Genomic DNA, 15141 nt, shown 5'->3' with positions numbered 1-15141 from the left:
TCAAATCTGCCTCCATTAGTTTAATTGGTTTGGTAATAATTTTTCGCTTAATTTAATGTTATCACGGTAATCGATTGGAATATCAATAATGACAGGGCCGTCTGCTGCTAGTGCTTCTTTTAATACACCTTCTAATTCATCAGGCGTGTTAACACGAAGACCTAACGCCCCGAAACTTTCCGCATATTTCACAAGATCAACATCGCCAAACTCTGTAGCGGATGTTCTGCCGTATTTCATCATTTGTTGGAATGCAACCATATCATATGTGCCGTCTCTCCAAACGAGATGGACGATTGGAGAATTTAAACGTACCGCTGTTTCTAACTCCATCGCTGAGAATAAGAAACCACCGTCACCTGATACGGAAACTACTTTTTTACCTGGTTCTACTAAAGTAGCAGCAATTGCCCAAGGAAGTGCAACACCTAACGTCTGCATACCGTTACTAAATAATAATCTACGTGGTTCATAAGAACGGAAACATCTCGCCATCCAAATAGAATGGGAACCGATGTCACATGTAACGGTTGTGTCGTCACTAATTAAAGAACGAAGTGTACGAATGACTTGAAGTGGATGCGTAACACCTTCTGAAGGACGATTTGGAATTTCTGCTTGTTCTGATAATTTCTCGCGTAATTGTTCTAACACCGCTTCTGATTTCGTACTTAATACAAGTCTCGGTAATTTCTCCGCGATGCTATTTACAGTTAAAGCGATATCACCAATTAATTCACGCTCTGGTTGGTAATCATGGTCGATATCTGCTTGATGGTCATCAAGATGAATAATCGTTCTGTCTCCAAGTTTATTCCAGAATTTCGGATCATACTCAATTGGGTCATAACCGATAGAAATAACAAGGTCTGCTTCTTCTAGTAAAATATCACCTGGTTGGTTACGGAATAGTCCAACGCGGCCGAAGAAATGATCTTCTAACTCACGTGAAATCGCACCAGCTGCTTGATATGTTTCAACGACAGGAAGTTCTGTATCCGCAATTAATTCACGAACGGCTTTCGTCACTTCATTTGTGCTTGCTCTCATACCGAGTAAAATAACCGGTAATTTCGCTGCTTTTATTTTTTCTACTACGTATGTAATATCATGTGTGGGAGCGATTCCAAGCTGTGGCTTAGAAAGCGCACCGATAGACTCTACAGTCGTTTCCGCAGTCATAACGTCTTGCGGCAGACTGACTAAAGTAGCACCTGGATTTGTAGAAGTCGCACTTCGGAATGCATTTGATAATGCTTCTGGCACATTATCAGGATGCTCTACTTCTACGCTATATTTTGTGATTGGTTCGAATAGTGCAGCATTATCCATAGATTGGTGCGTACGTTTTAATCGATCTGTACGCGGAACTGCACCAGCTAAAGCAACAACGGGATCACTCTCCGCATTCGCAGTAACAAGACCTGTCGCTAAATTTGATGTCCCTGGTCCTGAAGTTACAAGACATACGCCCGGTTTTCCTGTTAATCTACCAATCGCAGCTGCCATAAATGCTGCATTTTGTTCATGACGACAAACAATTAACTCTGGTCCTCTTTCTTGCAGTACATCAAATACAGAGTCAATCTTTGCTCCTGGAATACCGAAAACATGTGTAACACCTTGTTTAATTAAACAATCAACAACAAGATCTGCTCCTTTTGTTTTTGTCTTCACGTCGTTTGCTTTTACACCTGTACTCAAACTAATCATTCCTTTGTTTCATAATTTGTGTAATAAAGATTTTGAATTTCACCTAGTTAATTAATGTGGTGAAGTATTATTTATCATTATATTACAAATGCATTATTTTTCCAACAATATGAATTTGACATTATTTTGACAAACAATAAGGAATACGCTTACAACCCTTTGTTTATCTTAAAATAATATTTTTATATCTCCTCGAAAAAAGCTAAAAAAACCTCCACCTCATCACAGTATTAAAAAAATATCAGTACCTTGCAAAGAATAATACTAAATGATATATTTGTAAATAATGGAATACCCATTAATTGTAATTCGCAACCCCCTTTTCAAAAGATACGATTCTCAGCTTTCATTCATCATTCTATAAAGGAAAGTGATTATTATGAACAAAAGTGAATTTTTAGAACAACTTAGTTCTTCCCTGCGGAATATGCCTAATGAAGAAAAGAAAGATATTATTTTAGAGTACGAAACTCATTTTATTAGTGGTAAACAAGACGGAAAATGTGAAGAAGAAATTGCTAGAAAACTAGGAAACCCTAAAACGATCGCGAAAGAACTGAATGTTTCCTATGCAATAAGCAATGCTGACAAGAAACGCAGCTTCAAAAATATGATAACTGCACTATTTTCTGTTATGAGCTTAAGTGTTTTAAACTTTGCCTTTATCTTTATCGCCTTTTTCGTACTACTCTTTTTATTACCGATTATTCTAGCACTTATCATTGCTACTCCAGTATTAATCATTTCACCTATTTTATTAATAGGGTTAGGATTTTTTAAAGGGTTTCATCAAATTAGTTACTCCGATGTTTATAATGTGTTTATCGCTTTTTGCGTCGGTTTACTCATATCCGTCATAAGTTATCAAATGATCAAACATCTATATGCACTTTTAGTAAAGTATTTGAAATGGAATATAGCTATTTTACAAAGACACTAATGCAAAAGGAGATTAAGATGAAAAAGTATATGTTATACCCACTCATGTCACTTACAATTTTATTGCTACCAGCTTGTTCACATGATACACAATATAATAAATTAGACGATGTACAATCTATTAAAGATGTTACAGTTAAAATTCCAGAAACGATATTCACTTCCTCAAAGAAAAATGAAATGATTAATGAAGACGAGATGAAACAAAATATAAAAACTTATTTAGATTACAGCGGGGAGTTATACGAAAACATCGTTCCACTTTCGTCAGCCATGTCTGACGAGAAGGTTACTGAATCCGACCGAGAGAAATTACAAAAACTAATAGATTTAGCTCAACAAAACGATGCGAACTTCCATCATTTTATTAGTAACAATACGATTCCTGCTGATTACAAACAGCCTTCGAAGGAAATTCATGAATATATTTCATCGTCTACGGCACTTTCAGTGGAACTAGAGCAAGAATTAGACAAACTCGCTGAAGATGGCAACTTGTTCAAGACTGATTTTTCTTTTACAAAACGCTTTGAGAAAGTGAATGGTAGGAAGCAAAAAGAAATTGAAAAGTTTTTGAAGGAGAAGGAGATTGAGACGGAGTATTTCCACAAATAACAAACAAAAAAGACGCCCATCCAAGGGGCGTCTTCTCTCATTACGCTTGTTGTTGCGCGCTATATAACTCTTCAAGTGGCTTCATGATAATTTTGTTAACGTCGCCGATTACAACGTTTAGGCGTTGCTCAGTTTCCATTAACTTTGTGATTTTAGCATCTTGTTGAATGCGAGCTACAACTTCTTGTGCTTGTTGGTTGTCTTCTTCAGTGATTTCTTGGCCTTGCATCATTTTTTGTTGTAGGCTAAGTTGCATTGTACGGAACTCATCGAATAAGTTCTTTGAAGCAGCATCAGCTTGAACTGCTGCGTAGCTCTCTTTTAACGTTTTGAAGTCATCGTTTTCAGCGATTGCTTTTTGTAATTCATATGCTACATCATGAATGTTTTTTGTCATTTTATTTTTCCTCCTTTAGAAGGCTAGCGCTTATCATACGCACTGCCTTTTACGTGCATTTACATACGCACCTCTTCTTACCATATCAAACTATGCAAGAGATGTGAAGAAATTTCACTTTTATTTGTATGTACATATCTTATTATTTAAGAAACAACAGTAATAATCCTTGCACAATTCCAATCATACCGCCTAATAAGGCACCTAAATACGTAATCATTTTTAGTTCATTTTTTGTAATGGACAGCACTAAATCTTCTAGTCTCTCCGTTGAAAATGTAGATACCTCTTGCTGGACAATTTCCGCCAAGTGGAGATTATTTAGTATACTTTCTACGTTTTTTGCTCCCCACTTCAAGCCTTTCGTTACTGCACTCGGGACTACCTTTTCTATCATTGTTTCTCGAACCGGTTCACATACTTGCTGCACAGATTGATTTAAAAACTTACTCACTGTTTCCTCCACTTTAACTGCAGACAATATGGAGCTTACAATCATTTCTTTTTCTACAAACGTTTCTACTTCTTTTACATCTCTTCCTTTTAACTTTTCCCACTCTTTTTGCAGTACTTCAGTTAAAAGCTTCTTTGTGCCATCTTGCCCTAAAAACTTAATAACCTCAGGCTGCACACGATCCGCTACACTTACATTCCCTAAAAACATTCCGACTAAGTTAAGTAGCGTTCCCCTAGAAGCAAAGAAATCATCAATCATTTTTGAAAGACGTGCTTTACCTTCTTCACTCTCAAAAAACTGAGTTGCTCGCCCTAAAATAAATGCCGAAACATTTGGAATCGCACTCTCTATTTTCTCGTGAACATAATGAGGTAAAGCTTGTTCCCATGTATATGTATAGTACTCTTCTAAAAATGCCTGAATCTTTTCTGTAATTACCTGTTCGATTTTCTCAGTTACTTCTTTTTCTACATGCGCTACGTTCCATTTTTCTAACATATTTCGCAGTGATTGTTCATTCGTCATTACTTTATCCACTTCTACTTGTGCCCAGTGGATTAAACCTTTTTGAAACTCTTCATTCGTTAACTTCTTTCCGATTCCTTCCGGCGTTAACAAATGCTCTACAACCATTTTCCCTAATTGAACAGCAAGCTCATCACGGCGCTTCGGAATTAATCCTGGTGTAAATGGCACTTGAAACTTCCCAATATACATAGGGCGATGAGGACGAAATAACATTTTTATTGCTAAATGATTTGTGAACCCTCCAATAATTGCTCCGAGCCCTGTCGTCGTTAACATACTTAACCATATATTCATTACAATCAACCTTTCGCTTCTCCAAAACTATAGCATATCATCATACGGACAAAAGTATAATGGTATAAAAACGTATTTGCAATATATAGCTTCGCCTATTATGTCAACATTTTGTTAGTAAAGGAGTGATTTCGTTGGTTCTCGGTATTTTAACTTCTCAGCCTCATTATGAGCAAACGTATTACACCGAAATCGCTAAACGCGCTCGGCTTTATCATAATGTCGTTGCACAGTTTACGCCATTTTGTATTGATCCTAAAACAGATCTTATTTCTGGTCTGATTTATGATACAGATACAGGAAAATGGAAAGAGCAAACATTCCCTATTCCTTCTTATATATATGACCGTTCTTCTTTTAACGAGGAAACGGACTTCGACAAGGCAAAATCAATTATTCACTCACTACACAACCGTCCTTCCACTACCTTTTTAAATAACACACTCATTGACTTAAGCGAACTACATGATGTATTTCTCACGAATAAAAAATTATCACCTTATATACCAAAATTTGAAATAGCAACGATACACAACGTTTTCAAACTGTTATTAAAAACAAAAGATATTATTATACGTCCTACTAACGCACATTCCAATGAAAGTCTGTACCGGATCGTTTATAAAAATAAAACATTTCATATTGATACGATAAATGATGCCTATCATATTTCTACTCCCATTAAACGGACCGATGAATTTATTTCTTGGTACAAATCTAATATACGATCAGCACGTTACATCACCCATATAATGCTGCAACCACCAAATCAATTAACATACCCGCTCCATATTCGGACCATTTTGCAAAAAAATAAAGAACAGAAGTGGAACGTTATCGGTCAGTTTATACAAAAAAGTTCATTTCCGAATCAACTTTTACTTTCGGTAACCGATGATTCCTCTCTGCATGCATTTTCAAAAATTAAATACGTACTATCTAGTACCGGTGTACAATTATTACAGGACGCTTTACAAGACATTATAAATGAAGTATTTCAAACACTAGATCAATCTTATTCTTCGTTATTCGAGCTAGAGCTTTCCACTATTATGGATCAAAAAGGGGCAATTTGGCTTATGTATGTCAACACGATTCCCCCTTACGAACATTACATTCGCCATAGTGATTCATTAGCTGAAAAAATATATCACGGACCATTACAATTTAGTCGCTTTACACCATAAAGAAAGGGGGTAAGTCTATTTTGAAAGAGCACATATATACATTAAATATTTCAGATGAGCATCCAAATAGTATTACTTTACCTTATATTTTTTCCATCACACCACCAATTACATCCCTTTCCTTCGGCCTACGCCATGTTGCAAGTGAAGAGGTAAAAATTCATTATTCCTTTACTCGCGAAATCATTATTGGAAAACAAATTGCAGAGAAACTTTTACTTCCTCATTCCACTACTATCCATGCATTCACACAAAACCAAACGATTATTTTCGGACCATTAATCGGGATTTTCACAACTGGTTTTAACGATGGCGCTTCTAATCCTTTAGGGAACCGTTCAATTTCTCTTGGCGAGTTACTAACGCCACCATTCACCTTACGACCATTTGTATTCGTTTTTGGTGTGCAACATATAGACTGGGAAGACGAAACAATTGAAGGGTATTTCTTTCAAGAGGAAAAGTGGATAAAGAAAAAAGTCCCTTTACCGAATGTCATTTACGATCGATTACCAAATCGGAAAGCCGAAAGTTATAAACCGATTGTAAGAGCAAAAAGAAAGTTAGAGCATGACTATGCGATTCCATGGTTTAATCCAGGTTTTTTTAATAAATGGGAAGTGCATCAACTTCTTATGAAAGATGAATCCATTATGCCGTTATTACCAAACACAGAAACATTTCAGCACTTCGAACAAGTGGAACGATTTCTCGGAACGTATAAATCCATTTACATGAAACCGATTCATGGTAGCTTCGGTAGAAACATTCATCAAATATTTTATTCCCAAACAGAGAATTGCTACTACTGTCGTTATCGCGAAAATGAAGAAAATAAACTAAGAAAGTACCAATCATTAGAAACACTTCTGAACCATGTGTTAAAAGGACATGATTTAAAAAAGTTTATCGTACAACAAGGTATCTCCTTGCTACGCTTCGATGGGCAACCTGTTGATTTCCGCATTCATACAAATAAAAATCATTTCGGCCAATGGATGGTCAGTGCAATCGTCGCAAAAATTGCTGGCAAAGGTAGCTTAACAACGCATGTAAATAGCGGTGGCGATACGAAATTGCTACAAGAACTTTTTCCAGATTCAACGAAACAAATTCAAATTGAAAATAAGTTAAAACATACCGCCTTACAAATTAGTTACGCGCTCGATGAACAAGTAACTGGAAATATTGGAGAAATCGGTTTTGATATCGGTTTAGACACGCAGGAAAACCCGTGGCTCTTTGAAGCAAACTCTAAACCAGGGCGAACTGTATTCCAAGATGCCAAGTTAAAAGAACAGAGTGAACTAACGCGCCAATTATTTTACGAATATGCCATCTACTTAACTGAACATTCTTTGCGCGATACAAAAGAAAAAATGTCTCAAATAAAATCAGAGGCTTCCTCAAACAACGAGCATATCCCATCCCCTATGATTCACTCACAAATACAAAAACAAAAACTTCCACCTCATTCATAAGGTGGAAGTTTTCTATTTACACAAGTTTTACGACAACCTCTGTTTCCACGTTACATACTCCGCAATAAAAAATATGATTGCAATATTTATTTGAATTATTATGTGTTAATCCATCTACTGCACTCAACAATTCTTGGTCCATATACGCACTATAATCGTCTATGTAATCTACAGCCTTCCCATAATCTTGGAGTATACTTTGGCAATTTTGACAAGAATATGTTTGTGATTCTAATGCGTTACAAAGCGGACAAATTCCCATCACGATTCCTCCATATAATTGTATCTAGCTACGTATAGGAGCAGCTTGTCCCATTCTTACTTACATTCTCCTCAAAATAGCAGGATACAAAAAGAAAAATATATTTCATATCGCTCTTAGTTTTACCTTCTTTCTAAAAAATAAAACGATTACTCTTATTTCATAATTTACGAAATCACTAAGATTTTTTTACAAAATTTACAAATTATTATTTCGTATATCTTTCTAGGTAACATCCATACTATGAGTACAAACTTAATTACCGATGGATTAGCGCCAAACGGGGCGATAATCTGGTTCAACTCCAGCTAGTCCAACCAAAAAATTTTTATAACTCTAAGGAGGATATATTCCTATGGCAAACCAAAATTCTTCAAATCAATTAGTAGTACCAGGAGCAACAGCTGCAATCGACCAAATGAAGTACGAAATCGCTCAAGAATTTGGTGTACAATTAGGAGCAGATTCTACAGCTCGTGCTAACGGTTCTGTTGGTGGCGAAATCACAAAACGTCTAGTTGCAATGGCTGAGCAAAGCCTTGGCGGATTCCACAAATAAATATATATGGCAAAAAGGTCTCAAGGCATATGCCTTGAGACCTTCCTTCATTTATTGCAACATTTGTAAAAACTTCTTCGTACGTTCTTCTTTTGGATTTGTAAAAACTTCTTCTGGTGTACCTTGTTCGACAACGACACCGCCATCCATGAAGATAACGCGGTTCGCAATTTGATGTGCAAAGCGCATTTCGTGCGTTACAATGACCATCGTCATACCTTCTTTAGCAAGTTCCTTCATTACTTTTAGAACTTCTTGAACGAGTTCAGGATCAAGTGCTGACGTCGGCTCATCAAATAGTAACACTTCCGGCTCCATCGCAAGCGCGCGAGCAATTCCAACGCGCTGTTGTTGTCCGCCTGATAATTGGAACGGATATAAGTCTACTTTATCCGCAAGACCAACTTTTTCAAGGAAATAGTTTGCTTTTTTCTTCGCTTCTTCTTTCCCCATCTTTTTCACTGTAACGAGCCCTTCCATTACATTTTGAAGCGCTGTTAGATGCGGGAATAAGTTATGGTGCTGGAATACCATACCTGTTTGCGTACGAAGATTGACAATATCTTTCTTCGTTACTTTTTGAGAGAAGTTAAGCTCTTTATTACCGATACGAATATGACCAGCGTTTGGCGTTTCTAACACGTTAAGACAACGTAAGAATGTCGTTTTACCAGATCCAGATGGCCCGATAATAACAACAACTTCTCCCTTCTCAACTGATAAATCTATATGCTTTAGTACGGTATTATCTCCGAAACTTTTTTGTAAGTGCTGAATTGAGATCATAAAAACAAAAACTCCTTTTGTAAAAGGATTATTTTAATGTGTAGCGTTCTGAACGCTTTTCTAACATCTGTTGTACGATTGATAATAAGAAACAAATAACCCAATAAATAAGACCTGCTTCGAAATAAACAATTAAAAACTCATAGTTCATTGCCGCAATTTCCTGCGCTTTTCGGAACATTTCTGTTACTAAAATTAACGATGCTAATGAAGTATCTTTCACTAAACTAATAAATGTATTCGAAAGCGGCGGAATGGATACGCGCGTTGCTTGTGGTAAAATAACACGTTTTAACGCTTGCGGATATGTCATCCCAATTGTGTAAGCTGCTTCCCACTGCCCTTTCGGAATAGAAAGGATAGAAGCACGAATAATTTCAGATGCATATGCACCGACATTTAATGAAAATCCAATAACTGCTGCTGTATATGGCTCAACTTCAACATTAAGAGTTGGAAGACCATAGAAAATAATAAATAACTGTACAAGAAGTGGCGTTCCGCGAATGATAGATACATAGATACGAGCAATCCATTGTAAAATACGACTACCTGAAATACGTGCAAGCGCCGTTAACGTCGCAAGTATAAGGCCGATAATAAATGTAATTAGCGTTAATGGAATTGTCGTAAAAACAGCTTCCTTCAGCATAGGCATGAAGGAAGACTGCATAATATCCATCCAAGTAGACAATCGATCTGAAACTAATGCACTACTTAGATACATTTTCACCGAACCATTTTTTCGCTATTTTGTCATACGTACCATCTTTTTTCATATCTTCTAACGCTTTATCTACTTCTTGTACAAGCTTAGTGCTACCTTTACGGAATAAAAATCCACTTTCTGAAGCTTCTTTTTCTGTATCTACAATTTTAATTTTTGCATCTTTTTTCGTTTCTAAATAGTTTAACACTGATAATTTATCATTAATTGTAAAATCCACGCGTCCTGAAGCTAATAATTCTGCCGCTTGGCTAAATCCTTCTACACCAACGATTTCCGCACCATTTTTCTTAGCAATATCTGCATAGTTACTTGTTAAAGATTGTGCTCCTTTTAATCCTTTTACATCAGCAAATGTAGCAGGTTTATCTTTATCTTTTGCAATAACTAATGCCGCTGAAGATGAAACATACGGTTTAGAGAAGTCATATTTCTTTTGACGGTCTTCACGAATACCAACTTCGTTTGCAACCATATCGAAACGTTTTGCATCTAAACCAGCAAGTAAGCTATCCCATTGTGTTTCTTTAAATACAGGTTTTACTCCTAAACGTTTTGCAACTTCTTCTGCTAATTCAACGTCAAATCCAGTTAATTTATTACTTGAATCGTGGAACGTAAATGGTGGATATGTACCTTCTGTACCAATTACAAGTTCACCGCTTTGTTTAATCTTTTGTAACGCGTCTTGACTAGCTGTATCTTTTTTCTCTTCTTTACCGCAGCCCGCTACAATCCCGATTGCTAATGTAGTTACTGCAAGTACTGAAAATAATTTTTTCATGATGATAATCCTCCAAGTATTCTGATAGGAATTTAAAAACTATATTGATTGTATGCAATCTTGAACAATTTTTCAATGAAAATGTTCTTATTTAGTTTATCCTTTTTCTTCATAATCAAACAAAAGGGAAAAATAACGCCACATACAAAAAATAAGTAACATTTTTTAATATAGCATTTATTGTACGAAAGGTAAAATAATACTTCTTATTTAACTGCCCTGATTCATTAAAAAAAGAACTTGTGAAAATCACAAGTTCTCCGCCATACATATTAAGCGCTCTGGTTCCCTTCCATTTGCGTTTTGTACATATCGTAATAACGCCCGCGCTTTTTCATTAGTTCATCATGAGAGCCTTTTTCTAAAATCGTCCCTCTATCAAGCACGATAATTTGATCTGCGCTTTTAATCGTTGAAAGTCGGTGAGCGATAATAAATGTCGTTCTTCCTTTTTTCACAACTTCTAACGCTTGTTGAATCATCGCTTCCGTCTCTGTATCAATACTAGACGTCGCTTCATCTAAAATTAAAATGGCTGGATCAAATGCAAGTGCTCTAGCAAACGATATAAGCTGACGTTCTCCGGTTGAAAGTGTACTTCCTTTCTCCGTAATTCCTTCATTTATATTGTTCGCAAATCTTTCAGCACCAACATCACGCAACGCTTTTACAATGCGCTCTTTTGAAATGTTTTCATTTTCTAAACTTACATTAGATGCTACTGTTCCGCTAAATAAAAACGGATCTTGCAGTACAATTCCCATATGTTCACGAGTTGCTTGTTTCGGCATCTCTTTTACATCATGACCATCAATCGTAAGCTTTCCTTTTTCAAACTCGTAAAACTGAAAAAGTACATTCATAATGGAACTTTTTCCTGATCCAGTATGACCGACAAGTGCTACCGTCTCGCCTTGTTTCGCTTCAAAAGAAATATTTTTTAACACTTCATCTTTTCCATTATAAGAAAACGATACATTATCAAACTTTACATTTCCTTGTAAGCGAGGCATACGTTCTTCTTCTACTGTTTCTCCTTTTTCCTCTAACAATTCAAAAACACGCTCTGATGCAACACGCGATTGTTCCAAGTTAGCAAGCTGATTCACCATATTTGTAATCGGTGAGAACAATCGTGTTAAATAATCAACGAACGCATACAGTATCCCTAGAGAAATGACGCCTGTAGCACTTAATGAAGCTCCACCGAAATACCAAATCACACCTGTGAAAGCGATATTTCTTAATACGGATACTAAATTATGAGAAGTTGCTGCATTTAAATTCAAAATTTTATTTTGATACTTAAAATAATCGCCATTTAATTCTTCAAACTCTTTTTTCGTTTCACGCTCTTGACGAAACGCTTGAATAATTGGCATTCCTTGAATGGATTCATTCACTGTTCCGTTAATATCAGATAAACGCGAACGCATTTTATGATTGTATACAGACGCATACTTTCTATAAAGAATGGCCCAAACGATTAAAATCGGGATAATGAGTAAACATAACGTCGCCAATTTTACATCAAGTAAAAATAGCGCGGCAAATATCCCAATAATATAGATGATACTTGAAACGAATGTCGCAAGTACCGTTACGTATAGATCACGAATGGCTTCTGTATCATTCGTTACACGCGATACAATTTTCCCTGCTGGTAAATGATCAAAATAACGAATCGGCAACGTTTGAATATGAGAAAAGACATCTTCCCTCATAATTTGAATAATTTTGTTCGCCGCCTTCTGTAAGAAAAACTGCTTTCCGTATGCAAACAAGGATACGACTACTAATAAAGCGAAGTATCCACCACCAAGTAATAATAGACGGTTTATTTCTGGTTTATAAAACGCAAACACTTCTTCTTTCGTCAATGCTTTCGCTTTATACACTTGCACCGCCTTACCGTTTTGAACGGTAATCATATCACCTTTTACAGTCCGTGACCCTTCCAGATTTACTTTATTCGGTACAAAGTAATATTGAAAACCGACCTGCATCACGCGTACTTCTTTTCCTTTTTTCTCACCTTCCTGGAAGCGATCGCTTCGCTTATAAAAGGCGCCATTATACGAAACAGCCTCTTCACTCTTTTCTGTTTCATACCAAGGCTTCTCTATTCCAACGATATGATCGTCAATCATCGTTTTCGCGACGAAAGGACCCGCAAGCTCTGCGATGACGAAAATAAATAACATTAGCATCGCTGCAAAAATCGTCCCTTTCACCTTCATCGCATATTGAAACAATCGTTTTGAAACGCTCATATTTTCACCCCACTATCCGCACTTTCACTTTCCCCTTGTTGTCTTTCAAACTGCTCAGCATACCAGCCTCCACTCTTAACAAGCTGATCATGTGTACCTTCTTCTATTACTTGCCCGTCATCCATAACGAGAATCCAATCCGCATGTTGAACTGCAGATAAACGATGCGTCGTAATAATCGTCGTCTTTCCGCTTCTTTCTGTTCTTATATTGTCAATGATCGCAGCTTCCGTACGAGCATCAACAGCTGATAAAGAATCGTCCAAGATTAAAATTTCTGGATTTTGAATAACAGCTCGCGCAATCGAGATCCTTTGTTTTTGTCCTCCTGATAAAGAAACACCTTTCTCTCCAACGAGCGTTTCTAACCCTTCTGGTAAAAACTCTAAATCCTTTTTAAACGCCGCGATTTCAATCGCTTTCTCGAGTTCTTCTTCCGTCGCTTCCCTATTTCCGAATAAAATATTTTCTCTCGCTGTTTTTGAGAACAAAATATGTTCCTGCGGTACATATCCAATCCAGCCGAGTACATTTTCATTCGTCATTTTATCTAACCTCACATCAGAGACTGCAATATCCCCATCTCCAAGCGGATATTGACGAAGAAGCTGACGGACAAGCGTCGTCTTTCCGCTTCCTGTTTTCCCGACAACACCAAGCGTTTCTCCTTGTTTTAATGTAAACGAAACCTTCTTTAAATTTGTTTCAGTTGATGAAGGATATGAAAAGGTAACATCATCAAACTGAATATAATCCGGCTCTTGTACAACCTTTGGATGTTTCGGATCCTTTACATCTGGTTCATACGCTAACGTTTCATTTACACGGTCTAATGAAGCATTTCCTCTTTGCATAACATTGATTAATTCGCCAATTGCGAACATCGGCCAAATCATCATCCCTAAATACACGTTAAATGAAACGAGTTCCCCAAGCGTCACCTTTGATTGAAATACAAGATATGCACCGTACACTAAACCAATTAAATAACTAAGGCCAACAAGCATTTTCACAGTTGGTTGGAATAGTGCATCGATTCTTGCTACCTTCATATTCTTTTCGTAGACGTCATCTCCTAAATGATGAAATCTTTCCTGATCTGCGTTCTCTTGTACATACGCGCGAATAACGCGCACACCAGCGATCGATTCTAATACTTTATCGTTCATATCACCGAACGCATCTTGCGCAACTGTAAATCTTTCATGCAATTTCTTTCCATATATATTCATCGCATATGCCATAATCGGAAGCGGTATAAGTGCCGCAAATGTAAGCTCCCAACTAATTGTAAATCCCATCATAAAGACAATAGTAAGCATATATAAACTCGAATCCACGAGCGTTAATATACCGAAACCAGCTGTCATAGCGATTGCTTTTAAATCATTTGTCGCTCTCGCCATTAAATCGCCAGTACGATTTTTTTGATAAAAAGTCGGCGTCATCTTAAGTAAATGCCCCATGAATTTAGAGCGCATCGTTTTCTCAAGTACGAATGCACCGCCAAACAATTGATGCTGCCATACGAAAGTGAGGCCATATCCAACGATCGTAACCCCAATTAAAATAAGAATAGACTGTATAATAGCTTCGTTTGATAACGTTCCTGTTTTTATATTATCAATCGTAACCCCGAGTACTTTCGGAGGAATAACTTCAACTATATTTACAATTAAAAGTGCACCAATGGCGATACTATATCTCTTCCAATGTTCTTTAAAAAACCATCTTAACTTTAGTAATACTGAAAACAATATAACCTCTCCCTTCTCATTCTCGTTTACCTCTCGTTTCTTTATCCACTATCCAGACCCATCACATTTACATTTCGTAACCCATACAATCTCATCACATTTTTCCACCTTCCAAAATTTTATTTAGTAACATGGAAAATAAACAAAAAAAGCATACCGCCGCTTGACGATATGCACAAAAATGCATAAAAAGCGTACGTTACGATATACGCAACGTACGCTTTTTATAAGACAAAGATGCCCTATATATCCGTACGGGTTGCGTAATGATATGAATGTTTTCTGCCGTTTAACAGAGCTAAGCCCATTACATTTACGATTACAATCATTACGCACACCCCCTTCATTTATTTTCCATTTATAATCTTACAACTTTATTGAG

At 36.7% G+C, this 15141-nt stretch carries 14 protein-coding genes; 5 read left to right on the top strand and 9 right to left on the bottom strand.

What is annotated here, in order from left to right:
* Nucleotides 1-15 precede the first annotated feature (15 nt).
* Nucleotides 16-1704 (bottom strand): acetolactate synthase AlsS, encoded by a 1689-nt coding sequence (gene alsS / locus ACTFRN_RS11220; RefSeq protein ID WP_000103516.1) that lies wholly within the window; start codon nt 1702-1704, stop codon nt 16-18.
* A 388-nt stretch (nt 1705-2092) separates the two neighbouring features.
* On the opposite strand from alsS, the gene ACTFRN_RS11215 reads away from it, so the two are divergent.
* The gene (locus ACTFRN_RS11215) at nt 2093-2653 is read left to right on the top strand and encodes a DUF1700 domain-containing protein (protein WP_001042962.1); all 561 of its coding nucleotides are present in this window, start codon (nt 2093-2095) and stop codon (nt 2651-2653) included.
* A gap of 17 nt (nt 2654-2670) precedes the next feature.
* Complete coding sequence (locus ACTFRN_RS11210; protein WP_074567642.1) at nt 2671-3267, top strand: NDxxF motif lipoprotein; 597 nt, start codon at nt 2671-2673, stop codon at nt 3265-3267.
* A 40-nt stretch (nt 3268-3307) separates the two neighbouring features.
* Here the strand turns inward: ACTFRN_RS11210 and ACTFRN_RS11205 are convergent, their stop codons facing one another.
* Nucleotides 3308-3664 carry a YlbF/YmcA family competence regulator gene (locus ACTFRN_RS11205; protein ID WP_000164605.1) on the bottom strand — a complete coding sequence of 119 codons (357 nt, stop codon included), beginning with the start codon at nt 3662-3664 and terminating at the stop codon, nt 3308-3310.
* A 142-nt stretch (nt 3665-3806) separates the two neighbouring features.
* Nucleotides 3807-4943: a DUF445 domain-containing protein gene (locus ACTFRN_RS11200; RefSeq protein ID WP_139303016.1), complete on the bottom strand. Its 1137-nt coding sequence runs from the start codon at nt 4941-4943 to the stop codon at nt 3807-3809.
* 134 nt (nt 4944-5077) lie between these two features.
* On the opposite strand from ACTFRN_RS11200, the gene ACTFRN_RS11195 reads away from it, so the two are divergent.
* Both ACTFRN_RS11195 and ACTFRN_RS11190 read left to right on the top strand, forming a co-directional pair.
* Complete coding sequence (locus ACTFRN_RS11195; RefSeq protein ID WP_000242721.1) at nt 5078-6130, top strand: YheC/YheD family protein; 1053 nt, start codon at nt 5078-5080, stop codon at nt 6128-6130.
* Between the two features lie 20 nt (nt 6131-6150).
* Nucleotides 6151-7611, top strand: a complete 1461-nt coding sequence (locus ACTFRN_RS11190; protein ID WP_049114223.1) for a YheC/YheD family endospore coat-associated protein — start codon at nt 6151-6153, stop codon at nt 7609-7611.
* 16 nt (nt 7612-7627) lie between these two features.
* On the opposite strand, the gene ACTFRN_RS11185 is transcribed toward ACTFRN_RS11190, so the two are convergent.
* Nucleotides 7628-7873 carry a hypothetical protein gene (locus ACTFRN_RS11185; RefSeq protein ID WP_014893276.1) on the bottom strand — a complete coding sequence of 82 codons (246 nt, stop codon included), beginning with the start codon at nt 7871-7873 and terminating at the stop codon, nt 7628-7630.
* A 355-nt stretch (nt 7874-8228) separates the two neighbouring features.
* On the opposite strand from ACTFRN_RS11185, the gene sasP reads away from it, so the two are divergent.
* Nucleotides 8229-8432: a small acid-soluble spore protein, SasP family gene (gene sasP / locus ACTFRN_RS11180; RefSeq protein WP_000013338.1), complete on the top strand. Its 204-nt coding sequence runs from the start codon at nt 8229-8231 to the stop codon at nt 8430-8432.
* 51 nt (nt 8433-8483) lie between these two features.
* On the opposite strand, the gene ACTFRN_RS11175 is transcribed toward sasP, so the two are convergent.
* The 5 genes from ACTFRN_RS11175 to ACTFRN_RS11155 all read right to left on the bottom strand — a co-directional run bounded on the left by ACTFRN_RS11175 (nt 8484) and on the right by ACTFRN_RS11155 (nt 14759).
* Complete coding sequence (locus ACTFRN_RS11175) at nt 8484-9218, bottom strand: amino acid ABC transporter ATP-binding protein (RefSeq protein ID WP_088106513.1); 735 nt, start codon at nt 9216-9218, stop codon at nt 8484-8486.
* Nucleotides 9219-9246: 28 nt separating this feature from the next.
* The gene (locus ACTFRN_RS11170; RefSeq protein WP_016716575.1) at nt 9247-9945 is read right to left on the bottom strand and encodes an amino acid ABC transporter permease; all 699 of its coding nucleotides are present in this window, start codon (nt 9943-9945) and stop codon (nt 9247-9249) included.
* Nucleotides 9932-10729, bottom strand: a complete 798-nt coding sequence (locus ACTFRN_RS11165) for an amino acid ABC transporter substrate-binding protein (protein ID WP_000732845.1) — start codon at nt 10727-10729, stop codon at nt 9932-9934. Before ACTFRN_RS11165 ends, ACTFRN_RS11170 begins: the two co-directional genes overlap by 14 nt.
* A 272-nt stretch (nt 10730-11001) precedes the next feature.
* The gene (locus ACTFRN_RS11160; RefSeq protein WP_088106514.1) at nt 11002-13002 is read right to left on the bottom strand and encodes an ABC transporter ATP-binding protein; all 2001 of its coding nucleotides are present in this window, start codon (nt 13000-13002) and stop codon (nt 11002-11004) included.
* Complete coding sequence (locus ACTFRN_RS11155; protein ID WP_000493207.1) at nt 12999-14759, bottom strand: ABC transporter ATP-binding protein; 1761 nt, start codon at nt 14757-14759, stop codon at nt 12999-13001. The genes ACTFRN_RS11160 and ACTFRN_RS11155 overlap by 4 nt, the downstream gene beginning before the upstream one ends.
* Between the last annotated feature and the right edge of the window lie 382 nt (nt 14760-15141).

The organism is Bacillus cereus group sp. MYBK245-2 (assembly GCF_051916145.1).
Taxonomy (GTDB): Bacteria; Bacillota; Bacilli; order Bacillales; family Bacillaceae_G; genus Bacillus_A; species Bacillus_A pacificus.
This window is presented reverse-complemented; position numbering and strand designations above follow the sequence as displayed.

Excerpts from the sequence above, each read along its gene's own strand:
- ACTFRN_RS11185 (WP_014893276.1), bottom strand. The coding sequence starts at position 7,873 with ATGGGAATTTGTCCGCTTTGTAACGCATTAGAATCACAAACATATTCT.
- ACTFRN_RS11215 (WP_001042962.1), top strand. The coding sequence starts at position 2,093 with ATGAACAAAAGTGAATTTTTAGAACAACTTAGTTCTTCCCTGCGGAAT.
- ACTFRN_RS11160 (WP_088106514.1), bottom strand. The coding sequence starts at position 13,002 with ATGAGCGTTTCAAAACGATTGTTTCAATATGCGATGAAGGTGAAAGGG.
- ACTFRN_RS11175 (WP_088106513.1), bottom strand. The coding sequence starts at position 9,218 with ATGATCTCAATTCAGCACTTACAAAAAAGTTTCGGAGATAATACCGTA.
- ACTFRN_RS11170 (WP_016716575.1), bottom strand. The coding sequence starts at position 9,945 with ATGTATCTAAGTAGTGCATTAGTTTCAGATCGATTGTCTACTTGGATG.
- ACTFRN_RS11165 (WP_000732845.1), bottom strand. The coding sequence starts at position 10,729 with ATGAAAAAATTATTTTCAGTACTTGCAGTAACTACATTAGCAATCGGG.
- ACTFRN_RS11200 (WP_139303016.1), bottom strand. The coding sequence starts at position 4,943 with ATGAATATATGGTTAAGTATGTTAACGACGACAGGGCTCGGAGCAATT.
- sasP (WP_000013338.1), top strand. The coding sequence starts at position 8,229 with ATGGCAAACCAAAATTCTTCAAATCAATTAGTAGTACCAGGAGCAACA.
- ACTFRN_RS11210 (WP_074567642.1), top strand. The coding sequence starts at position 2,671 with ATGAAAAAGTATATGTTATACCCACTCATGTCACTTACAATTTTATTG.
- ACTFRN_RS11205 (WP_000164605.1), bottom strand. The coding sequence starts at position 3,664 with ATGACAAAAAACATTCATGATGTAGCATATGAATTACAAAAAGCAATC.